Source organism: Bacillus sp. B2-WWTP-C-10-Post-4 (assembly GCF_009183805.1).
Classification (GTDB): Bacteria; Bacillota; Bacilli; order Bacillales; family Bacillaceae_G; genus Bacillus_A; species Bacillus_A cereus.
The window spans coordinates 49,155-71,963 of record NZ_WEII01000012.1 but is presented as its reverse complement, the minus strand read 5'-3'; the positions used below and the strand labels follow the sequence as shown (position 1 = coordinate 71,963).

Sequence of the window (22,809 nt, the reverse complement as noted above, 5' to 3'; positions counted from 1 at the left end):
TCTTACTTCCCCTTTCTATCCAAGTGCGTTAAATTTCCAACCACTTGGAGTACTCACATAAAAACCTGCTCCAGCATTACCGTCTGTAAAACGAATATGCCCCCATTGTTGGAATCCACCGCCGCCTAGGTTAATTCCCTGCATTGCTCTTATATTCCTAAAGATTTTAACTTCTTTTTCAGTACTTATATCAAACGTTTGTCCGTCTGGTGCTGGAGCTATATTATTATTCACACCACCTACAGCAAGTGCGTTAAACGGCTGAATGCCATCTGCTCTTTCTGCTGCAGCACGATCCCAATTATACATAGATGCATATTTCCCACTGTATAGCGTTACACCACTTACACAAATCGCTGTCCCTTGTCTCATGTCAGCATTAGCAGAACAAACTTTAATAATCAATGCATGTTGTTGCGGAATATAGTTTGCCGGCACTTTGAAAGTGAAAGAGTATCTTCTAATTTCACCATAATATGTGGACGGTTCAGGAAAGTCCATCTTTTGTTCACTCAATATGTCGTAGCTTACGTTGTCTCGGAATTTAACGCAACACACGTGTATTCTCGGTTTTCCTGTCTTTCGCACGCCATTTATCATGGCAGTTCTAAAGTGAGCGGATGCTGTATATTCGTTACCAGGATGTATACCGTTATTTACGATCGTTTCCGGATAGTTATACATATCTACCCTTGCAGCATTTACCATTTGCTCGTAATCGAATATATGTGTATTCTTTTCAATTACGACATTTCCCCAGGACTTCCAAGTAAGACCGTATCCACCTTCAAATCCATAATAATCGTTATGTCCAATGTTTTTCTTTGTAACACTAGAAAAGTCTGGATCTGCTATTAGGTTTCGTCTTGATACTGCAGTTGTTTTTGTGCCCCATTCGTCTTGGAATAGGAAGTCTAGAATTTTAACAGTTACACCATCTTTATCAATGGTTATCTTATCACCATCAATTCTAATAAGATTCGTATCAATGCCTTTTGCAGTTAACCATTTCACCATTGTATCAGCATTAATATTCAGTTTCTCAGCATCGATTGTAATCTTACCAGGTGACATATTAATAGAAGTAATGATACCGTCTTTTAAAATTTGTGCTAAGATCCCTTCATCTAATACCTGTAACTTCGATTCTGTTTTCTTTACATAGGCATTATAGGTCTCATTAATAAAACTTTCCTGTTTTTTGGAAATGATAGTAACGCCTTCTTCATTAGTAGCGATACCTCTTTCTAATTCGGTTACTTTTTTAGTGTAATCTTCAGTTGCTATCTTATCGGCCACTTCTTCCATGATTTTATCTTTATCTACAATATCAACGGGGTTCTCCATAAATGAAGAAGGTTTATCGCCGATCTGCAACATAGGTTGAGCTGCCCACAGCCTTCCATTTCTACGCAACCAGTATTGTACTTGTACTTTCTTCGTCCCATCTACAAGTAGACCATACACATGATGTCTTATCCACATGCCTTGTGTTAACGTAATCTCTTGTCCGTATTGCTTTAACACATTTCCATTTGCATCTAAACATTTCAATTCCATTTTCGCGCCATTATCAATACTAGACTTATTATCTGTATAAAAGTATGCGGAAAACACATAATTCCAACCAGGTCCAGCATTTATAAGTTCATGTGAAGCGCCCCTGTATACGTCTGTTGTATTTCCTGTTGAGATTGTACGAAGTGTATTACACCCCTTATATAAAACGGTTGTATCTCTTGTGGTTCCTGATTGAGGCACCCAATATTTCGTGTCATTTTTCCAAAGAACATTCCGTAATACAGTTTGATTACCAATTCCACCAACATAATCTTCAACATCTTTTATTTTCAACTGCATTTCCAAAGCTTTACTATGTTGACCTATTGTTGTATTAGCCTCACTAAGCGTTTTCCCTTGCTGTGTTTGTATTTCTTGCACTTTACCGACGCTTTGTGAAATACTATCCGCGGTTTTCTCTACTGCTGTTACACGTTTATCAAACCCACTCTGATTATTTTCTACATCTGTTATGGTTTCTTTGATTCCTGTCACACTTTGCTCAATCTCGGTTGTTTTTTTCGTGAATATTGCTTTAGAAGTAACTTCTTCATTGGAAAGTTGCCATGTAGTTCGAATATTTCCTTCTTCAAATTTCGCATGATAAGAGTTTAAATTCCCATCAATATTACGCCCCGAGTAGTAAAATCTTATCTGAGTTACGTCTTTATCTTTTGTTTTGAATGTAACTGATAGCGGTTCATCTTTATAATCCGCATTAACATTTAACTTTAAGTCTGCGCGTACGGACTTCCACTCTTGCTCTCCATCTGCATATGTTATCGCTGTTTCCACACCAAACCAAGGATTTGTATTGAGTTTTGTCATCTTTCCAGTGAATAAGAAGGAGATCGTAATTGTTTTGTTTCTGTAATTAATCTTATCGGAAAGAGTCATTTGCTTACTATCTGACCATACTCCAACCATATTTTGTTTACTTAATCCTGATTCTGAATCGCTTGCTAGATTGATTGAACCCACAGAAATATTACTCATATCAGTTTGTAATTGTTCAATAGTCTGCTTATTTGAAGTGGCCGTATTCTTTATTTCATTTGTTGTTTTTGTTAAATCGTTTGTTGTCTGTTTCACATCAGAAATAATTTGTAATGTACCTTCAACAGTATCTTCCACTGTATTTAGTTTATTGTTGATTTCACTATTTTCTCGTGTTAATGCTTCAATAGATTTAGTGAATCTTTCGTTCGTCTGCTGCAAACTAGTAACTTTTTTATCAATTTCACCCTGTGAATTTTGTACAGAAGAAATAGTTCTCGTAACTTCTTGAAGGCTTTCTGTTACTTTATTAAATTGTCCATTGGTTTCACTTTGAGCTTCTTCCACTTTCTTATTTAATTCTTCTTTTGTGACCTGAATATCTTTATTAACCTGCTCCAGTGTATCTTTTTTGATTGATTCCACATCAGGAATAAGAAGCTCCCAATCTTTCCCGTTCCACACTTTTAAGATACCAGGTTTACCGTTACTAATATCTCTCCATATCGTTTTACCAATTTGAAGATTTTCTGTGGGCGGCTGCCTAGATTCAATGATATTTACGGTATTATTTTTTAGATTTTCTTGAACTTTTTCAGCGAGTGTTTTCGCTGCTTCTGATTCTTTCTTAGCATTACTAGCTGTTTCATTTGCATCTTTCACTAATTTATCTAACTGATCTATCAGTTCTTGTTTATTGCCTAATGACCCTAAGATTCGATTGTAAATTTTTCGTAGTTCTTCGTTTGGATCAGTGATTTCGAGATAATCACCGAACGCGTATTTATCTTGTGTAGGGTCCGTAAAAGATTCATCACCAGCAATCACACGTGCTTCAAGGTATAACTTAGGCGTGAAGCCCGTATCTTTAATTCGGATAGTATCGCCCTCGTTAATCAGTTCGTGTGCCAGTCCAAATACTCTCCCTATCGATTGTGCCTCTACTTCATAAGAAACCGATGTATTTACACGCTTCTTTAATTCTGTCTTCATCAATGTCAGCAATCGTTGCGGTGTCATGTTTTGGTCTTCTGTTTCTGGAGTATAGAAACCAAATTTATGTTTTCCGTGCTCATTCCACCGTTGAAATGCTTCATTATCTACGATGTAAGGAATTCCATTGTTGATACTTTCAATCGTAATAAGTTTGTCACCTTCGCCCCGTACAAATCCGACTAAGGCAGTACAAATATCCCTGGAATGTTCAATGCGTCTAACACCTACTAAGTCTTTTCCCAGGGTTACTTCCTTCCCTGTTTCTCTCCCTCGTTTCTTTATCATATCAACGTACCATCCAGTAATTTGAGAACCGGATACTTCAACGCGATATTGGATTTCTAACTCAAACAAAGCAGCGATTTTCTTTAAAAAAGTGAGAGGATCAATAAACTCGTCAATAGTCATGGTGTGGAATGAAGAATAATCCGTTATTCCACGTTGCCATTTCGAATCGGCAAGAGCGATATCAATAAACGTATTAACTGTTTCGCTCTCTATACGTTGAGGTTTAATAATCCCATCTTTAGCTATTTGAACCCAGGCACCAGAAGCATGTACGGTGATTGATCTATCCTTTGAGTTTTTTTCAACTTCATTATTTATAACATACGGAACAATACGGCCATTACGTACTTCCTTTAAGACTAAGTTCTGTTGTTGTAATGTAATTGCATGTGGAGTACCATCAAAAGTTTTGAACTCTAGCATATCAATGTTATTCTTGATTTCCCAATGACGGTTATCCCCCCAATAATCTTTTGATTGAATAACTGATATGATTTGATCCGTTTTGAAATCAACAACATGAAGTATTCCGCTTGGTGTTCTCATCTAAATCGCTCCCTATATTTAACCTTTGCTGTTCCTATATCGGAAGGCATGATTTCAAGTTTATTAGTGCCTTTATTGATAATAGGAAAATTACTAAAAAAATCTTTTATGTTAATAGCGCTTTTCCCTTCAATACTGACATGACTGTTTTCTGTATCAATCACGACTTTGTCACCAACATCGACTATATAAGGCGGTGTATTTTGATTATTTAAATTTACTTTCCAAAATTTCAAATCAGAAACTGACATCGCTTCTACCGGCGCTATATCCTGCCACTGCATGATACTAATCTGTATTTGAGCTGCTTTTTCCATATGTTTATTGTCTTTATCGGTCCATCTTGCAAAGCGCTCTGAATCATCTTTTTCTGTCCCAGGGAGAAATTTCGAAATATACGCTTCCCATACATTTCCTGTTCTAGCTATCCACAATCGACCAAAATATTGATTCCATGTATTCGGATAATCACCACTCTCATAAATCAGCCCTGTTTTCCCAGGCTTGTTATCGTATCCAATTACCATTGTTCCAAAATTTTGTTCAGCTTGCCAATAAAGATCATTCATAGCAATTTTCGAAAGAACTTTGCTGTTTTCATCGAGTATTGCTATCTCAACTCGTCCCATTTCATTGATCTTTTTACTCTTACATGTAACGTGGGCTTGCATAATAAAATCTTGTACTGGCCCACCAGGAATACTCTTTTTAACAGCCGCGCCATGCCATCCGTTTCCTGAACCGTAGTCCGAACAATAGAATTGGTAACTATCTGATTTCATTTCGCCAATTGGATTACCGTCTTCCATAGAACTAACCTTACTCCATCCTACAATTGTGGACATTTCATCCCATATAAGACGTTGATTTCTTTCTACAGGCAATTGCTCCATTTTTAATGGCATTCCAATACGGAAATAATCTCGCTCACTTAAAGATGTCCCACTGAACCATACATCTAAAAATGTGTTTGGTTTCGTAATATCAATCTCAATGATAGGGTTAGAATGGACAGTACCTTTATTTTGGATATTAGCAACTAATCCATTAACTTCTTTTTTGAAATCAACCGTTTGCTCTTTTCCTAACTTATACGGCATTGGACATATTAGTGTAATAGTCGCTTGATGAATATTAGATTTTTCTAAAGTCTCCGCTACAGATTCCTTAGTCCCGTAATACACAATATCTGGTTCGTCTATGAAGATGATTTTTACAGGTTCCTCTGTATCTAATAAACCATTTAATTCGTCTATTCGTTTCCTCAGTTCAAAAAGAGTGACTCCCTTAAGAGAGAAATCTACTTCTAATACTCTCTTGGGAGTCCTTTTATTCAAAAAATATGAACCTGGGCGATGAGGTACCGTTAACTCATCAATTTCGTCACTTAAAATCCCGCGACCTCTTATATCGTTAACCATAAAAAATCCTTTTTCATATTTTTGCTCGAAGTATTCTTCTAAATTGATTCCATTAAAAACTAGCAATCTACCGCCCTCCTTTAAAATACTTCTTTCCGTTTTTTCACAGCTTCTTGCTCTCCAGTAATATCATCAACGAATCGCGCAAACTCTTGTTTACCTATTTGTATGTTAATATTCGCTGGTTCCTTATTTCTAGACGGTTGGTTTTCGTATTGACTCGGCTTATACATGCTTGGTGTAGGTTTAGCTGATTGATACGCACCTAACCCACTTACTCCTCTCGGTATTGTTGCGCCTGTATCCACCGCCAACATTTCCGGCTTCATCCAATCAGACATCTGTTGCGTCGTACGTTGCACCGAACTTTTCATTCCGTCAACACCGTTAATCCAACCCTGCATCATGTTTACGCCGATCATATCGCGCATCCAACGCGAAGGAGAGTGAATCGAAAATAGTCCGGTAAGCTTGTCCTTAATACCGTTACCTATCTCGGTTACCTTGTCCCAAATACGACTAGCCATCGAAGTTATACCATTTAACATACCTTCCATGATGTTCTTACCGATATCCATTAAGTTAATCCCTTTTAAGAACGAGATGATTCTATTCCATATATTTGATATCGTATTAGACATCGCATCTAAGATACTAGACGTTGCGGAACTAGCCGCATTCCACCCCGCAGAAATGATATTTCCAACCGCTGAAATTACTGATGAAATTACATTACGTATTCCCTCGAATATAGATTTGACTACATTCCATACCGCATTTAATACGCTAGAGAAAATCGATTGGACTAAATTCAACCCATTACGTACGATTACACCTATTAAAGAAATCGCTCCATCGATAATACTTTTAATTAACGACATTACATTTGACGTAATCCCCTTAACTGCGTCCCATGCTCTACTCCAATCACCTTTCAATATCGACGTAAATAATTTAATAATGTTCGTGATAATGCCGATAACAGATTTAATAACGCCCATTACTGCTGGGAATACGGCCTGCACGATTTGTAAAATGAATTGAATTGCTGGAATTAATACGCCTTTAATAATCTCGGCTGCACCTTGTAACAATGCTGAAATTATAGGAATTACAGCCTGAATAATTGCTTGAATTACCGGAAAGACTTCTTGCACCGCTTGTAAGATCAGCGGAAATACAGTCGTAGCAACTATCGTTATGATTTCACCGAACAATTTAATAATTTCTATGATTATAGGAATAGCCGTCTCAATAATCGATTGAATGATAGGAAATACCTCTTGTACAACCGTTAGTATGACCGGTATCATCTCTTGCGCTACAATTACAAGAATCTCACCGAAAGTCTTTATCAGCATTACCCATATACCAACCGATGTTTGAATAACGTTTAATATCGCAGGAAACACTTCTTGTGCTACTTGTGAAAGCATCGGCATTACTTCAGCCGCTAATTCTGCAAACATTTGAGATAACTCCTGGACTACTTGCGTAATTGCAGGCATGATTTCAATCGTGGTATCAGCGAATAGTTTCATTAGATCCGTAACCATAGGCATGATTAATTGAATGTTTTCTCCGAATAACTTAAATAAATCCATTGCTACCGGCATTACTTGTTTTACGACATCTCCAAAGAGACTCATAATAGTCGAACCTAACTCGCCAAACGCTGCACCTAATTCTGCAAATGCCGGTTGTAATGATGCGAAACTTTCCATGATGACTTGACCGGTCTTTTGAAACTCCGGTGCTAACGGCGCAAAGGCGTCGATAAACCCCTTCGCTAGTGAAGTAATTATCGGCATGATGACGGAAGCAACCGTGCTAAATACACTCTGAATTGATTCCCAAGCTGACATCAATGCTGCTTTTGCCTGATCATTCGTATTCACAAGTTTGAATATCGTAGCGCCTAATGAAGCGACAATAGCGATAACCCAACCAACCGGACCGGACACACCTAAAAACGATAATCCTAAACGTACGATTAGCGGTGTTAATGTAGCGATTGTGTTACCGATTGATGAGAACGATGCTTTTATAAAATCTACAACCGGTGAAATCGCTGCTCCCATACCTGAAAACTTAGCGGTTAGTCCTTCAATCGCTGAACCGAAAGCTCCACTTATACTCTGGCCGATACCGCTTAACTTTGCGGTTACAGAACTAAAAAAGGCACCTATCGCAACGCCCATCGCTGAAAATTTAGCGGGGATTGTTGCAAGATATGCACCAAATGACTCAAATGCCGCTTTCATAGATTCTACGGCTGATATAGTTGTAGTTTTAATCGATTCCCAAGCACTATTAACAGCGTTACGGAACGTTTCATTGTGTTTGTATAGCTGGACAAGTGCTGTTCCTAGTAGAGTTAATATCGCGATAGTTGCACCGATAGGACCCGTTAGAAATGTGAAAGCGGCTCGTAATCCTACCATTGCTGCACTTGCAAGTTTGGCGACCATTGTGCTTTTACCTAGCCAACCGACTAACGCACCAAACGCTGTTATTGTGGCTCCTATACTACTAATAAAAACTCCTAGTACCGCCATGAATACTGTAAATACTGAAACGGCTGTAGCTAATGTAGCAATCACCGTTTTCATCGTCGGAGATAAACCATTAAATCCATCAGCTAATTTCTTAATAACGTCAGCTACAACCGAAATTGCGGGCGCTAATGCATCTGTAAATGCGCGAGCTGCTACGTCAATAGACGACTGCATCTTAACAATTGCACCTGCCCAACCTTCAAGCATTGAGTCCGCTGCTTTTTTCGAAGCACCATCCGATTTAATGAGAGATTGCGTTAATTTATCGATTTTCTCCGGGCCTGCTGAAACAAGTGCCATCATACCAGAAACAGCTTCTGTACCGAATATCGTAGCTAACGCTGCACCTTTTTGAGCGCTTGTCATTCCGTCCATACCCTTTTGTAATTCACCGATAATTTGGGAGAGTGACTTCATATTACCGCTACTGTCAGTCGTAGTAACGCCTAACTCTTTCAGCATATTCGCCGCTGCTTTCGGCGGTTTAACTAAACGGAGCATTGCCGATCTTAACGCTGTACCTGCCGTTTCACCCTTGATACCCGCGTTAGACATAATACCGACGGATGCTGCAAGTTCTTCCATTCCAATACCCAACTGTGCTGCCGGACCCGCCGCGTACTTAAAGGCATATTGCATATCGTACACGCCTGCGGCGGTTGCATTTGCTGCTTGAGCAAGGACGTCCGCTACGTGCCCACTATCCTTCGCTTCCATACTAAATGCATTTAATGCGGAAGTTATCGTATCAGCTACCATACCAAGGTCCTCACCCGACGCTGCTGCCGCTGATAAAACACCAGGCAATGCGTCAGTTGCTTGCGCTGCTTCGAATCCTTTCGCCCCTAGTTCCGCATACGCCGCCGCTACTTGTCCAGTTGAATATACGGAGCTAGTCGCCATTTCTAAGATATCTTTCTTAACTTGTCCATATGCACCGCCTGTAAGTACGGCCGCTTTTCTCGTTTGTTGCTCGAATTCCATCGAGTTTTTAATCATACTTCCGAAAGCTTTGCCAGAAGCATAAGCAAGTGGTGCAAACGCCGTCGTCATATTTTGTCCAACTGATTGTATCCTACGTCCCATTTCCTGTGCTTGATTACTTACATTTTGAAACGTCCGTTGCCAACCTGACATATCAGGCGGTGGTGGTGGCGATGGTCTAGGTATCTGCGGTGGGGACGGAATATTAGGAGCTGGTATATTAATTGGCTGACTTACTGTTTGATGAAAATTACGCCAAAGCTGGGTTGCTTGTGTTAAGCTACTCCGTAACGACGATATATCAGCTAATAACTGCACTTCTACTCTGTTTTGACTAATAACTATTCACCCCCCTTTCCGTTTTGACGTAACGCCCGTTCGATATCATCGAATAAAGACTCATTGGCGTGAATTTTTTTCGTAAGTTGCTCACGCTCTTTTTCTCTCGCTTCTAACATTCGAGCATTTTCAGGACGCTTGTATATGTCATCTAAACTCTTAACCTTATCGCTTTGAGCATTTCGGTAAAACAAAGCTTGAACACTAGCAATTTCATAGGTATCTAGTAGACGCTCGCGGTATCCGGTAAGCATAATGTGGTATTCTTTAATGCTTAACTGTTTCGATTCAAGCGTTGACATTCCGAAATATCGAAAACAATCGGCCTGTAAATCATCAACGTTTATTCGTACAGACTCTCGAACGCTTTCTTCTGATCCTCGCCCATGCTCGCTAGTAATTTGTTCACTGTTTTCTTGAAGAAAAAACTATTTAGAACTACCGCCTTATTTACCTTTAAGATGTCATCGAAAGATAACTCCTCAGATAGTAATTGACGTTCAATTTCTTCCTCAATATCTTTTCGTGTAATACCTTCTCCTGTATGGATCAACGCGTAATAAATCACATCAACGAAATCTTCAAGACCGCCTTGCATTGCTTTTTGTACAAATTCGAATGGGCCACCATTACTATCGATTAATTTAATTGCTTCAAATCCGTATTTCAGCTCATGCTCTTTCCCTTTTACTTCAAAACGTGTATATGTTTTAGCCATCTATAAAAACCTCCGTTAATTTTTATTTTCGAAATTAAAAAAGACGAGCAATTAAGCCCGTCCTATCTATGCGCTAGGTTTATCCGCGATATCTCCGTCAGGAGCGCCTGGTGGAACCGTTGTGATCTTACCTACGGACAACCCACCGTTTAATTTTGCTTCGATAGAGTACTTCGAGAACTCTTCGTTTTCGTGCGATAGTTCCACACTGCTTAACATAAACGTACCACTTTTCGATTTGTACTCACCTGCTTTTGCACTACGTAAAGAAACTTCGTGAATTTTAACGAGTTTTTTATTTGTAATTGCTTCTTCGATGTAGTCTAACGCTTCGTCACCTTCTGTACTCACGCCCTCAATAGATACCGATTGCGTTACATCGCCATAATCTGAACCGCTTTTATCTTTCGTCTTCAACTCGATTTCACCCGCTTCAATAGAGCGTGAGCCAGACGTTTGGTTAAAGAGGCGAACTGTTTTACTAGCGCCTCCTGTCTGTGGAATATCGATTAAATATAACGTTTCTTTACCCTTAAATTCCAGTGAGCCTGCCATTTAATTTCCTCCCTAGTTTCGTATAGTTATCGTGATAAAACTGCGGTGTTTCGCCGTTACTTGCGTCCCATCTTCCTGAGGAATTGGTTCGAACGACGAAACTTCCGCATATAAAAAACCGACTAGCGTAGGTGCCTTCGAACTTGTGTCATACAAGTCGATAGGTCGCCTTTCTAGTCGGTCGATGATTCTATCTTGTAATTCGTTTCGGTTTGATACTGTATCGGAATACACTCCGATTTGTATTAGATGGTTTCGTGCGTAATTATCCTTTGAATACCTCTCGATTGTTCCCGTTAAAGACTCAATCGTTAGAAACGGCTTTGCTTTTCCAGTTAAAGAAACACCGTCATATACCCAAGTAGTAGGTGCGAATTCATCTAATGATTTCTTCAGCGAATACATTACGTCATTTATTGTATACATCGTTATAAACCTCTCGCTGTTCGTTGCACCGTTTTTTCCAAGTCAGAAACTATCGGTTGCTCGCCTTCGAACATTGTCTTACGCATGAATCCTTTTTTCGTTTTATGTGTGTATTCTTGAACGGCTGCATATTCGACTTCTGATCCGTAAGACCATCCCGTTTTATCTCCGTTGAAAGCTTTCACACTTGGTGGAATACTTCCCGCTAAATTACCTGATTCAACAGGCGCTCTGTTAGAAGCTGTGTTCGCTTGTAGCCTCGCATGTTTCTCTACTGTATTAGCAACTGGTGTTTTGTATCGATCAGGGTTTGCCATGCGGTAAATATCTTCCATACCCTTAATCCTCGCGCTGACTTTCATTAAATCACCCTCTTTACGACTACTTCTCGACGGTTAATTCCGCCTAGTCCTCGTTCGTCAACAAGCATGATTACGTATTTGATGCCGTTTCTTTCAAGGTACTCGACGTTATTCAAGTCGATATCGAGTCGGAAAGTAACAAGTGCTTCACCTTCTTTTGCGTCAGTACCTGCGAATTTTACGTTGTCTTCAAGCGTGAATTTCTTCCAAACGACTTGCACCGTTTCTTTCGTACTCTCACCGTTAATTACTTCGCCAGTAATCGGGTCTTCTTCCGATGTGCCTTTTCGCCATAAAATAATAGACTCACGACGGTTCTGTTCAATTAATTCACGATTGGCTCGAATTTGTTCGATGTCTTTTTCGGTTAACACTCGTTACTCCTCCTCACCGATAATGTAATTTAAACGAGATGAACACTGAGGATGCGGACTAATCAATTGAGTTAGCAAACTTTCAGGTATCTTTTTGGGATACCTACCCGGACCTAATCCGTAAGCGTCACGCCTAGCTAACTTGTAACACATATGCCGCGAGTGGTACCGATGTCGATGCCCGTTATCTACAATCTTGTAACCTGTAACGATATCACTCTCGTTTCCGTTGTAGATCGTGGCTGCTCGGTGCGTGTTATTACTCTCCGTAATTGCTACACGTTCGATTTTCCATTTCTCGTTATCATGTACTTCTCGTATTTTCTGAGAAATTGAACTAATGCTTTCACCTTTGAGTACAGCCGGCCGTATTACCTTCGTTAATTCTGCTCGCATGTCACCTGCTAGATTCCACACTCGATCAGACAGGATTAAACCATCCTCACCTCTCCGCTTCAGCATGTATCTTACAACTTGCTGATTTACAAAATCTAAAGCCGTTACGTTTAACGGAGTTTTTGCAAGTCTAGAAGTCGTCCATTTCGCTGTATCATCGATTACTTTTTCGAATGACGCTCCTGCTTTCTTGCGAAACTCCTTTTCGTAATAGTCTAAATCCCGTAACAAAGCGTTTAATCTACCTCGTTTAATTACACCGTCTTTTTGGTACTCGTTAATTAAGTCCAGTAAAAAAAGACGAATTAGCATAATAGCGCCTACCGTCTCTTCTACTTGTTTTTCATTTTCTTTTTCGTATTGCTTCGATATCTTACCCAGCGCTTCGTCAAATTCACCTTGTAGATCGCTCACGAAACTACCTCCAATCCGCTCTCTTTGCAAATGTCTGACTAGCGCCTTTGCCACGTCTGTATTTTCGATATTGTTTACGTGCGTCAGCCACTAGTCTTTGGTAATTTGTGAAGATCATAGATTTATCTACAGCTTCTTCACCATCGGTATATTTAAAAAACCGAGCCGAATCTGCTGCGATAGCTTCATAAGCAAACGTAAGCGCAAGATAAAATACCGCATTAGCGTTATCCTCTTCGGTAAAATCTGATTCAACTAAAGCTTCGGCTAGCCAAGCGTCAATGTCAGTCGACGTAACGCCTGGAACCTTTGATAATCGAGACTGCAATCGTTCTGACACCGTCATTTGGCGTTACCTCCGTTATTCTGACTTTTTCGTTACTGCTTTAGCACGCGGCTTAGGCTTCGGGTTTTCCTCCGCTTCCGGTACATCCACGCGCTCGATAAAAGGACTTTTTCCGTCCAAATATCCAATCTCTGATTCGTCGTATGTTACGTAAAACCCCTTCGAGTCGAACTGAATATGAAGTTTCGGACGAATTACTTCATAATTTGGTAACGTTTTGTATTTAGCCATTAACTCATCACCCCCGCAGTTTTAAGCTTCGCTAGTAACGCGTTAAAATCCGTCACAAGCCCAGCTACGTCAGTTGCGGTACTATTAGCTTGAGATGTTACTTTGCTTGCGGTTAACTTTGCGTCAAGTGAAGTTTGTAGACTTGTTACGTTAGCGATTGTGTGATTATGAGTAGAAGGTGGAAATGTGCTCGGTTTACCGTCGATATCTGACCAAGTCACATTTATCGCACCGCCCGAAGACTCTTGCAAAGCCTTTATAATCTCACCCAACTTAACATCGTTAGCGACTGGCATCGATACGTTTAGACGCTTCACTTCGTTTTCTGAAATAGGCATTTATCGTACTCCTTCCAAGTAAATAAAAAGGCGGTTATAACCGCCCATAATTATGCAACTGTCTTAGAAATACCGCTAAGAACTGCGATGGATTCTTTTGCGTTCTTAATTTCGAAACCAAGTTCTCCACGAATTACACGAGAGAAGTAGTCTCCCCCAGGTAACGTTGCATCTTGGTCATAGATCGGAGTTAAATAACGAACTTTAATGTTATTAGTATCAAGTAATAACGCACGGTCTTTCGGCATATTTTGATCAACTACGACACTAGAAATTGCACCGCCTGGTAAATCAGAAACGAATGATAAGATTTGGTAACCTGCTGCTGTGTCTTGACGAGTCGTACGAATAGTATCTCCACCTAATTTGGTAATTTGGCGAGCAACGTTCGGAGCGCATAAAATTGTATTCGCTGAACCACCTCGTACAAACACTTGCTCAACTGCATCATTTAGGGATTTAGCATCGATTTCTTTACCACCGAATTGTTGAACGTGTGAACCCTGTTCACTAGCGAAAGCAAATAAACCACCTGTTGAGCGTGGTTGTTGTCCTGAACCGATATATTTACGTCCGTAGATCAGTGAATTGTTAGCTTCACGAATTAATTCTTGTAATCGTAAGTTAACTTGATAATCTAACTCGTCCTCTACGCCGTAAGTATTGACTTGTTGTTGTGTACGAGATACAGAAGCGTATCTAGAGAAGATTTGCGAGAAGTTGAACGATACTAAACGGTCATTAATTTCATTTTTACGGAAAGTATCTTCGCCTTCAGGACGTGGTCTAGCGATTACTTTTAATTCTGCTTTAGCTGTAATTGCTTCAGGTATTGTAGCATCATAACCACGTTGAACAGTGATCTTATTTGTTAATTCATCCACTGATACGACACGTAATACCTCAAGACCATTTTGTACTAATGCATTTTCTGTAAATTTACGTGCCTCGCCTGCTTCTAAGACTAATTCTGTTACATCTGCTGCTGCGGCTGTTTTAACGATACCTGTGTCACTATTTAAATAATCGTTCTGCCATTCGAATTTTGTTTGGGTAAGTGCTTCACCCGTTCCAATAAGACCGAATAACACCGGTGCTTTCGTGAGAATTAAGTCTACGTTCGCCTGCATTTGGCGAACCTGTTGTTGGAAATTATAAGTATTTGCTACTGCCATTTTTGATAGCCTCCTAATTGTTTTTTAATATAAAAAAGCCGTCGGTTTGGAACCAACGACTAATCTACTTCTTCGATTTTAATTCGAGTATTTTGTTATATAATTGCGTAACCTTACCAGCAAGCTTTGGATTTTTTAACGCTTCAGCCTTCGTTTCTGTTAATTCTTTTTCTAACGCTGATAATTCGTTAGCTTTCGGATTGGTTACGGGATTAGAACCGCCTGACGCATCTACTCCGATTACTTGTTTGAACATCCACGGCTTACTTGCTTTTAAAGACTCAACTGCTGACTCTACGCCTTGGATGTTTCCTTCTTCATCGACTTTAATTTCTGACTTATCTAATAGCGCTAACACATCGTTTGGATCATTTGCATTCAGAGAACGTGCAACACTCTTAATTTCCGTATTCAAGATTCGAGCGTTTGCCTTTTCTTGTGCTTTCTGCGCTAATTCCGAAGCTTCAATCGCTTTTTTAGCCGCTTCATCTTTTTCAGCTTGCAAACGTTCCACTTCAGTCATTTCTTGTTTCTTTCGTTCTTCTTCCGCTTGCTCAAATGCAACTAATTTCGCTTTAATATCATCATAGTCTTCGTATTTTTTGCGCTCACGTTCAAGTCGTTTAGTAACTACTTCATCGACCTGTTCTTGTGTAAGAGTTTTCGTATCTTCCTTTATATCTGTTACTACAACATCCTCTTTTACTACTTCACTCATGTTATTGCCTCCAACCGTTTTAAGCCCGTCGGCTATGGTTTTATTCATCCGAAAGTTTAATGCCATTCCGTAAGGCCTATTTACATCACTCTTTATAAGGGTCCTGTGTTTGTCTTTTAAGTTGACGTTCTTGAATAATCTCCATAAACTTCTGTTCTGCATTTTCTTTACCACTTCGTGTAATAGCGCCTTTAATAGATTCAATTTCGTTGGATATTTCTTCTCATAGCTGTTCTATTAGTGCTTTTTGATCTTGCGGTAAAGGTAATCCGAAAATAATCTCGCTAGAGTAATAGTCGTCTATCTTTGCGAGCATTTCCTTATCGTACTTAAAACGTGGGTGCTCTTGTCTCGCTTTCATATATCTAAGGATATATTCGTTTAATGTCTGCAAACGGGATTGCCATATTACCCATGAACGTTGAGTCTTCGATATAATCGAACTAAACATAAGTTGAACGGCCATATCGTTAATACCTCCTGTGTTCATGTCGGCTGTATTTACGATTGGTACCTCCGCTTTTTCATGTAATCGTTTTTGCAAACGGTCAAGATATGCTTCAATTGTTTCCTTAAATTTAAATCCGCTTTCTAATTTACTTGCACTCGGTACTCCGCTTTCTTTATCTCCATCGCCGAGATTCCATTTCGCACCTGGAGCGATTTGTAACGGATTCTTCGGGTCCTCGTCTACATTAACAAGTAGATTAATAGCGAACATCTCAAAACGAATCGCGTCCGAGTAATCCGACATCTTACGGTCAATCTCTTCCGACAGTTCAATCGTTTTTTCTAATTCACTGTAACCGGTAGTTCGACCGCTTAGTTTCTCGGTAGGAACGTGCACTACCGGAATAAAATCGAGACCCATTGATGAACGCTCAACCCTCGACTCCTGTACGCTTAAATCTCCGTCATGAACGGCCTCTTCAATTTCGCAATCATATTTTCCAGCTTCTTCGTGCCATACCAGGTAATACGAGAGTTTCCACAATCGAGTCTGTTCATCGTCAAGCCATGCAATGAAATGCACAGCATCTAACTGATCCTTATCCCATTCGTTGTGTACCGCAATAACTTCCGTTGATGGATGCCAAATGATTTTAAACTCTCCACGTCGGTTATCGAAATGAATACGTGCGTAAACACCCGTTCTAGAAATCGAACGGTCTTTTGCTGCGGCTAACAGCTTTTCGTGCATTCGATTATCGTCCCAAACCCACGTTAATAATCGCTCTTTTGCTTTTGCTCGACTATTCTCCGTCTGCTGCTCTTCACTAGGGGTATAGCCTGGTTGAATCATTAGTGCTGGGTCGTCTAAGACATCGGGTGGGACTGTTACTTTCGGTTCCTTCTCGAATTGCCAAGCCGCAATCGTATCGACTATCTTTCGTGGGTAATTAAGTTCTAATTTCGTAGGCTCATAATCTAGTTGTGACGGCTTTGTATAATCAGACCAAACATTCAAGTCCCCGTCATATCGTTGATATAGCCTGATTTCATCAAGGATTCTTTGCCATTCGGTGTCTCCTAATGCTGTACGTATAGGGACAACATATTCGATTGGATTCATTAGATTTCTATCAGGGAAAATTCGCATATGATACCTCCTTTCTTTAATATCGATAGTTACCCGCGTTCCCAGCTTTACGTTTTGATCGTGAACCACCTGCTGAAAACGCCATGTGTAAAGCATCAGGCCCGTCGTCATAGTTGTGATTCGGATACATTTCAAGCATTTCTAATAATAAGCGTTGATCTCGTTTGAATCTGATACGTCCAGATTGAATATCCGGTAATAATGATTCAATACGTAATGATTTACGAGTTCTTTGTTTTATCTGTTTCATACGCGTAAGAGCTGGATAACCCGCTTTCCTTAAAGCTTCAGATAACTTATCGGCGAACCATTCCTGTGCTTGCTGGGCCTCTACTGCTATTCCCGAATATTGATACTGCAGCGATTTCTCTACCGCTTTTTGCAATAAGATATCTGGATGTACTCGTTCGATAAACGTATCAACGACATAAAAAATACCGTTAGGTGACCGCCCAACGGTTAAAATAACGGAATAATCGCCTTTTTCCTTGCCCATGGCGAAATCAATCCCGCAATAGTATTCTAATTGGTTGTTTTCTATATCCTTATCAGTCCAGTACGTGAAATATTCGGGTTTGAACACCTGCGATTCCTCATCGACAGGATTTCCGAGATATTCTTGGTTGAATGCTCGAGCACCCATCGATTCGCGTTTCTCCATGAAATACTTATAATCATATGCTTGTGGCCATAATACCCGCGTCCCACGTAGCATCTCATCTTTATTTGCTTCGTAAAAGGTGTTGGCTTGATCTACCGCATCTTTTTCGTCTGCATTGTAGATCTTTCGCCACTCTTCCCATAAATCTTCCCGCTCTGACCACGATAAGATAGCCGGGAATTTACGTGATATAAAATCTTTACGCTTGGTTAGTACGTGGTTCAGCAACGAATCATAATGAACAATAGTACCCATGTAAACGCAAATACCACCGAAACCCAACGCTTCAATCATCTCGGAACGGAACCAATGTAAGTTCTTCGCTCGTAACTCTGGCGTATTCGTATTTTCTCCACTTTCTAAGTCGTCCAATATGAAAAGGCCTGGGCGTTCAGATAAATGACGCAAACCACGCATCTGAGTCCCGATACCTTTCGCTTCAACTTTCGTACCAGTAGACGTAATAAATTCATATTTATTATCGACTTCATTCATAGACGGCTTTGGATGTAATATTTCACCGAAATCCTTACGTAACTTTTCATTAAACTTGAGCTGGTTTACCGTCCACTTAATGAAATCACCTGCTACATCTGTCGTTTCGGAAACTTCTACGATATATTTCTGCAATCGATAAACAACTTGGTGACACAAATAAGAATTCGAAAGGTAAGCGGTTTTAGCATGGCGACGTCCTACCGACCAACCTACGTTACTTTTCGTTACTCCTTCAGTGATATCGTCAAGTAAAGAACAAAGCGTTACGTGGAAATCAGCTGCGTTTTCTAACGTCTGTCCCACCGGAATTAAATTCGATTCGTTATCAGGGTTTAGCTCGTCGGAAAAGTATTCGTAAGTAAAACGTAGTACGTCGTGTTCGCAGTCGTGTACTCGTTGTAACTTTTCTAATTCATCCTCCAACACTTCCCATTGTGTGAGATCGTGCTCTAACAAATCGCCTTTTAAAGCGAGTCTTTCATATTCTTTTCGTAATAATAAACGATCATTTATCGCTTGTTGGCGTTCTTGCCTAGCCAACCATTTACCATCAAGCCACGCCATTACTGACCGCCGCCCGTACGCTCTTTTAAGCGGGCAAGACGTTCTTCCATCGTTAAGCCGCCATCCGCTGATTCCGTCTTAACTTCTTGTTTATCGACTAGTAAGCCGCCGAATTTATAGAATAACTCAATACCTTTCATCGAACCTTGGCCCTTTAACATCATATCAAGATGTTTTTGCATTACGTCAGGTAGATGCGACATAAAAGCGTCTGAGGAAAGTAAATTGACGTACTCAATAAAGTTACTATCACGATGACGCCACGTATAAAGTTGGCGCGTGCTGATGTTCGATTTTTCAGCAATTTCTTCGAGGTTTAATCGAACTTGTCCGTTTTCTTTTGCTCTCGCTAATTCCTCCAGATCATCAATTGTATTTGGTTTCGGTAAGAATTTATTAATCGATAATAAAGTTGCTGCCATAATTTGTTCACGAGTAAGTTGCGTCTCAAGGCGTCGTTTTTTATCGCTCATGTAACGTCCTCCTTTCCGTTTTAAACACAAAAAACGTAGACAAAACTCTAACGTTTCGACTACGTAAATTAATTGTATTGTATTTGTATTCGTAATAGATTACGCTTATAGATTCCGAGTAAGTTATCGGGCACTTTCGTTAGACCCGAGGTTTTAAAATTTGTAAGAAATCGTTCGGGACCTGCGCGCCGTCGTTCATTTCGAACGCCCCCGGGCTATTTAACCCACTTCTTTTTATGCAATATTTCATTCATTGTTAGTTTACATAATTCACGTTATATGAAGTAATCAACTTGGTTACAATTACGTATAAACCGTGTCATATCAACGTTCGTACTACTAACCGTAACTGTATACTATTTATATCGTTTATGCATAGATTACAAACGTTGATATCATGCGGTTTATTCATCGAGTAAATAAAGGAATAATGAATACGTTATACAACATCAGGGTCGATGTTTTCGAGACGCCTCCGTCGTGAAGGCGTCGACTGGTAATTCGGAAATACATAGCGTCCTGTTGACGTAATACTAACTGAGTTTCTTCCTATTATATATAACGTAAATGTACCGTTTTATATTAGCTTCCGATAAACGTAATACCACACCGATAGTAATCCATTTAAAAGACTCAGTTTGGACCGTATCTTATCGTTAAATGAACGTATTATATTACGCTTATAATAACGTTAGTAAAAAGATAAAATACATAAGACCTTGCATCCGACTTTTCCGCTTCGCTCCAAAGTCGTCTGCTACTATCCTTTTATTACTTCACCGATAAAGTATCTATTATCGATAATATAATTAATAAGAATAGTAGCGACGAGTGGAGGCGATAGCCGGAACCGAAGTCGCAAGGTTTTATCTTTTACGTTTTTATAAACAACAAGATAAAGAATAGTTTTCCGTTCAAAACCACCTCTATCTATTGTGGCTCTAAGGCTCATGACGTTTTCAATAGGTATCGTTTAGACCGCATATTAGCCCGAAAAGGTATCGTTTAGACCGCATATTAGCCCGAAAAGGTATCGTTTAGACCGCATATTAATCTCTTTTTGCATGTTGTTCAAACATCTTACGTACTGACCTCGTCCAATCTGTCTCGTACTTCTGACGAAACATGACATCGGGGTGTACTAAATAACGGACTGTGCGACCGCTTTTAGTCGATAAGATAGCGCCTTTTCTCTGTAGTTTATTTACGGAATCAGTTACCGTATCTACATCGAGGTTAACTCTCTCTGCTAACTCTTCTCGTGTTAAATGCTTGATTACTTGTGGGTCTTCTTCGTTAGGATTGTCACACAAGTAGTATTCCGTAAAGTGAAAGAACGGTAATATTTTATATAATAAGCCGACTTCGTGTAAGTCCAGATCAGCTACAATATCTCTTGTTTTTACACGATACAACTTCGTAAACTTCTCTCCGTCTCTGACGTAACCCATCGTATGGAAATTAGCGCTGATATAGTACGTATTACTACGTCCTTCTCTAATAACACTAATAACTCCTAACTCTTTCAGACGTTCAAGTATCTTAATTGTAGCCTTCTTACCGCGTTTAAAGATACGTTGGATATCGGCTTGCTTTAATGGATTACCATCCTTAATTAATTTACCGTCACTTTTAAAACGCAAAAAAGGCAAGAGCTTTATGATTGCTCCTGCCTCTGTTAATGTTAATCCCGTAGTGAGTTCTCTTATTGGGTCGTTATAGCTTGCTACCCAATCCCTATCTTTCGTTAATGCACGATATCTCTCCGCCTCAATGACTTGCTTATATCCTTCGGCTTGCTTACGGTTAACTAAACTATATTCTTGTGTACGGTCTTCGCCGGTATTTACATCGATAATTCTTAAAGTAGACATTTCGTTTTCCCCTTCCGTTATAAATACGAAGGGTGGACGGAGCTTACCCGTCTCATTCGTTTCCCTATTAAGTATCCACTTAATAGGATACAAAATAGGGTAAAAGTTAGTAGATAGAATAAAGGATATTAAAAATTAACTCTTATATAGTTGTTATTATTTTTCAAGCAACTCTTTTTCCGTTCTATCAGCGATTGCATCCATAACTTTATGCTGGAACTTTTCCAATTTAATAGCGTATTCTTTTGGATTTAACCACCCCAAATCAACAAACTGTTTATCTTTAATTAAATCATTATACTTTTCTTGGTATTTTTGATAGAACACCCCAATTTCATGATTTTGATAACTTTCTCTAAGTTTTGTTAGGTCTTCTTGTATAGATTGCATTAATAAATAACTATAATCTTTATAAAATTCGTTTGATTCCTCCATTCTGATATGGTCCTGTTCTTCTTCCGAAAATTTTTGATAAACTTCTTCAGCACTCTTAGAGTACTTCCTCAATTCTTCAATTTCCTTGATTGCAATCTCATTCACTTCTTCACTTAAATGAAGTTGTATTTGATTTATGAACTGTTCGCTTTTATACATATAGAAAGAAACTTCAGTCTCTCTTCTGAATTCGTTCAGTAATTCTAAACGAGGGCCGATAGTTCTGCCTTTTTCAATTTGCCACCAATCTTTTTTCACATCGTCTGTAACAAATATAATAGGTTTTTTGTCACTCTTTGCTTTATCAATAATTTGCTTCCAAACAACTAAATCCCCGAATTCATCTGAATATACAATACTATCATACTCTTTTGTTTTATCCTTTTTATCTTTTTCGTCTTCAAAACCAGGTGGAATTTTTTTCTTATAACGCTCTGCTCCTTCTTCGTAAACCTTATTCAATTGTTCTTGTGTATACGGTTCCCCTATTTTACTATCGTATAACTCATTTAATGAGTCTCGTATTTTGTCCTCACTTAATAAATTGGGATGTTTTTCTTTGTCTTGCTTTAAACCCATAATGATTTCATCAAACGACTGTTGCATCTTTTGTGCTATAGTATCCACATTTATCTTAGGATGCCTATTGCTTAATCCTTTTTTAAACTTTGAAATAAACTCTCCAGCTTGCAAATCTATTTTTTCACAAATACTGTCATACGCTAACTGCTGCTCTAAGATAACATTCGCTCTATTAAAATGGTATTCTACTCCTACTTGGTAAGGCATCCATAATCTGTCGCTAATTTTATCTAATATTTCTAATAATTCTTTCACAGTTGTTTCTGAGTATCTGTATAGATTTAATAAGACATTTGTATCAATTACAAAATTACATTTATTAAAAATATCTTTTAATTCTTCTGAATCGTATTTATAAAACTCAGGAAATGCTTTTTTCAT

At 39.2% G+C, this 22,809-nt stretch carries 19 protein-coding genes and 1 pseudogene; all 20 read right to left on the bottom strand.

Translation table 11 applies throughout. The features are described from left to right. Window positions 1-15: 15 nt before the first annotated feature. The 20 genes and pseudogenes from GBN78_RS08515 to GBN78_RS08420 all read right to left on the bottom strand — a co-directional run bounded on the left by GBN78_RS08515 (window position 16) and on the right by GBN78_RS08420 (window position 22,809). On the bottom strand, window positions 16-4,386 hold the full coding sequence (locus GBN78_RS08515; protein ID WP_152127245.1) for a phage tail spike protein: 4,371 nt from the start codon (window positions 4,384-4,386) through the stop codon (window positions 16-18). Continuing rightward, window positions 4,383-5,873: a distal tail protein Dit gene (locus tag GBN78_RS08510; protein ID WP_152127243.1), complete on the bottom strand. Its 1,491-nt coding sequence runs from the start codon at window positions 5,871-5,873 to the stop codon at window positions 4,383-4,385. Before GBN78_RS08510 ends, GBN78_RS08515 begins: the two co-directional genes overlap by 4 nt. A gap of 14 nt (window positions 5,874-5,887) precedes the next feature. Continuing rightward, a complete protein-coding gene (locus GBN78_RS08505) occupies window positions 5,888-9,667 on the bottom strand; it encodes a phage tail tape measure protein (protein ID WP_152127241.1) in 3,780 nt (1,259 codons plus the stop codon). A 23-nt stretch (window positions 9,668-9,690) separates the two neighbouring features. Then, window positions 9,691-9,942 carry a hypothetical protein gene (locus GBN78_RS08500; RefSeq protein ID WP_042867341.1) on the bottom strand — a complete coding sequence of 84 codons (252 nt, stop codon included), beginning with the start codon at window positions 9,940-9,942 and terminating at the stop codon, window positions 9,691-9,693. An 89-nt stretch (window positions 9,943-10,031) separates the two neighbouring features. Next, entirely contained in the window at window positions 10,032-10,406 is a 375-nt protein-coding gene (locus GBN78_RS08495) for a tail assembly chaperone (protein WP_086389102.1), read from the bottom strand. A gap of 66 nt (window positions 10,407-10,472) precedes the next feature. Further along, entirely contained in the window at window positions 10,473-10,961 is a 489-nt protein-coding gene (locus GBN78_RS08490; RefSeq protein WP_152127238.1) for a phage major tail protein, TP901-1 family, read from the bottom strand. Window positions 10,962-10,973: 12 nt separating this feature from the next. After that, the gene (locus GBN78_RS08485; protein ID WP_152127236.1) at window positions 10,974-11,387 is read right to left on the bottom strand and encodes a hypothetical protein; all 414 of its coding nucleotides are present in this window, start codon (window positions 11,385-11,387) and stop codon (window positions 10,974-10,976) included. 2 nt (window positions 11,388-11,389) lie between these two features. After that, complete coding sequence (locus tag GBN78_RS08480; protein ID WP_152127234.1) at window positions 11,390-11,749, bottom strand: hypothetical protein; 360 nt, start codon at window positions 11,747-11,749, stop codon at window positions 11,390-11,392. After that, entirely contained in the window at window positions 11,749-12,123 is a 375-nt protein-coding gene (locus GBN78_RS08475; protein WP_152127232.1) for a hypothetical protein, read from the bottom strand. Before GBN78_RS08475 ends, GBN78_RS08480 begins: the two co-directional genes overlap by 1 nt. Before the next feature lie 3 nt (window positions 12,124-12,126). Next, window positions 12,127-12,933, bottom strand: a complete 807-nt coding sequence (locus tag GBN78_RS08470; protein ID WP_152127230.1) for a hypothetical protein — start codon at window positions 12,931-12,933, stop codon at window positions 12,127-12,129. Window positions 12,934-12,937: 4 nt separating this feature from the next. After that, window positions 12,938-13,279: a hypothetical protein gene (locus GBN78_RS08465; protein ID WP_152127228.1), complete on the bottom strand. Its 342-nt coding sequence runs from the start codon at window positions 13,277-13,279 to the stop codon at window positions 12,938-12,940. Between the two features lie 15 nt (window positions 13,280-13,294). Beyond that, window positions 13,295-13,510 carry a hypothetical protein gene (locus tag GBN78_RS08460; RefSeq protein ID WP_152127226.1) on the bottom strand — a complete coding sequence of 72 codons (216 nt, stop codon included), beginning with the start codon at window positions 13,508-13,510 and terminating at the stop codon, window positions 13,295-13,297. Then, window positions 13,510-13,848 (bottom strand): head fiber protein, encoded by a 339-nt coding sequence (locus GBN78_RS08455; RefSeq protein ID WP_152127224.1) that lies wholly within the window; start codon window positions 13,846-13,848, stop codon window positions 13,510-13,512. The genes GBN78_RS08460 and GBN78_RS08455 overlap by 1 nt, the downstream gene beginning before the upstream one ends. Window positions 13,849-13,898: 50 nt before the next feature. Continuing rightward, window positions 13,899-15,023 carry an SU10 major capsid protein gene (locus tag GBN78_RS08450; RefSeq protein WP_152127222.1) on the bottom strand — a complete coding sequence of 375 codons (1,125 nt, stop codon included), beginning with the start codon at window positions 15,021-15,023 and terminating at the stop codon, window positions 13,899-13,901. Window positions 15,024-15,087: 64 nt separating this feature from the next. Then, a complete protein-coding gene (locus GBN78_RS08445) occupies window positions 15,088-15,741 on the bottom strand; it encodes a phage scaffolding protein (protein ID WP_152127220.1) in 654 nt (217 codons plus the stop codon). Between the two features lie 85 nt (window positions 15,742-15,826). After that, window positions 15,827-17,341, bottom strand: a pseudogene (locus tag GBN78_RS08440) (phage portal protein). A gap of 16 nt (window positions 17,342-17,357) precedes the next feature. Further along, on the bottom strand, window positions 17,358-19,064 hold the full coding sequence (gene terL / locus GBN78_RS08435) for a phage terminase large subunit (protein WP_152127219.1): 1,707 nt from the start codon (window positions 19,062-19,064) through the stop codon (window positions 17,358-17,360). Then, window positions 19,064-19,567: a phBC6A51 family helix-turn-helix protein gene (locus tag GBN78_RS08430; protein WP_226798475.1), complete on the bottom strand. Its 504-nt coding sequence runs from the start codon at window positions 19,565-19,567 to the stop codon at window positions 19,064-19,066. Before GBN78_RS08430 ends, terL begins: the two co-directional genes overlap by 1 nt. 1,019 nt (window positions 19,568-20,586) lie before the next feature. Continuing rightward, window positions 20,587-21,411, bottom strand: a complete 825-nt coding sequence (locus GBN78_RS08425; RefSeq protein ID WP_152127217.1) for a hypothetical protein — start codon at window positions 21,409-21,411, stop codon at window positions 20,587-20,589. A 156-nt stretch (window positions 21,412-21,567) separates the two neighbouring features. Then, window positions 21,568-22,809 (bottom strand): PIN-like domain-containing protein, encoded by a 1,242-nt coding sequence (locus tag GBN78_RS08420; RefSeq protein ID WP_152127215.1) that lies wholly within the window; start codon window positions 22,807-22,809, stop codon window positions 21,568-21,570.

What these genes read in the sequence shown, in the direction of transcription:
- GBN78_RS08455 (WP_152127224.1), bottom strand. Translation starts at nt 13,848, where the DNA reads ATGCCTATTTCAGAAAACGAAGTGAAGCGTCTAAACGTATCGATGCCA.
- GBN78_RS08450 (WP_152127222.1), bottom strand. Translation starts at nt 15,023, where the DNA reads ATGGCAGTAGCAAATACTTATAATTTCCAACAACAGGTTCGCCAAATG.
- GBN78_RS08420 (WP_152127215.1), bottom strand. Translation starts at nt 22,809, where the DNA reads ATGAAAAAAGCATTTCCTGAGTTTTATAAATACGATTCAGAAGAATTA.
- GBN78_RS08485 (WP_152127236.1), bottom strand. Translation starts at nt 11,387, where the DNA reads ATGTATACAATAAATGACGTAATGTATTCGCTGAAGAAATCATTAGAT.
- GBN78_RS08480 (WP_152127234.1), bottom strand. Translation starts at nt 11,749, where the DNA reads ATGAAAGTCAGCGCGAGGATTAAGGGTATGGAAGATATTTACCGCATG.
- GBN78_RS08460 (WP_152127226.1), bottom strand. Translation starts at nt 13,510, where the DNA reads ATGGCTAAATACAAAACGTTACCAAATTATGAAGTAATTCGTCCGAAA.
- GBN78_RS08495 (WP_086389102.1), bottom strand. Translation starts at nt 10,406, where the DNA reads ATGGCTAAAACATATACACGTTTTGAAGTAAAAGGGAAAGAGCATGAG.
- GBN78_RS08500 (WP_042867341.1), bottom strand. Translation starts at nt 9,942, where the DNA reads ATGCTTACCGGATACCGCGAGCGTCTACTAGATACCTATGAAATTGCT.
- GBN78_RS08515 (WP_152127245.1), bottom strand. Translation starts at nt 4,386, where the DNA reads ATGAGAACACCAAGCGGAATACTTCATGTTGTTGATTTCAAAACGGAT.
- GBN78_RS08425 (WP_152127217.1), bottom strand. Translation starts at nt 21,411, where the DNA reads ATGTCTACTTTAAGAATTATCGATGTAAATACCGGCGAAGACCGTACA.
- GBN78_RS08445 (WP_152127220.1), bottom strand. Translation starts at nt 15,741, where the DNA reads ATGAGTGAAGTAGTAAAAGAGGATGTTGTAGTAACAGATATAAAGGAA.
- GBN78_RS08490 (WP_152127238.1), bottom strand. Translation starts at nt 10,961, where the DNA reads ATGGCAGGCTCACTGGAATTTAAGGGTAAAGAAACGTTATATTTAATC.
- GBN78_RS08465 (WP_152127228.1), bottom strand. Translation starts at nt 13,279, where the DNA reads ATGACGGTGTCAGAACGATTGCAGTCTCGATTATCAAAGGTTCCAGGC.
- terL (WP_152127219.1), bottom strand. Translation starts at nt 19,064, where the DNA reads ATGGCGTGGCTTGATGGTAAATGGTTGGCTAGGCAAGAACGCCAACAA.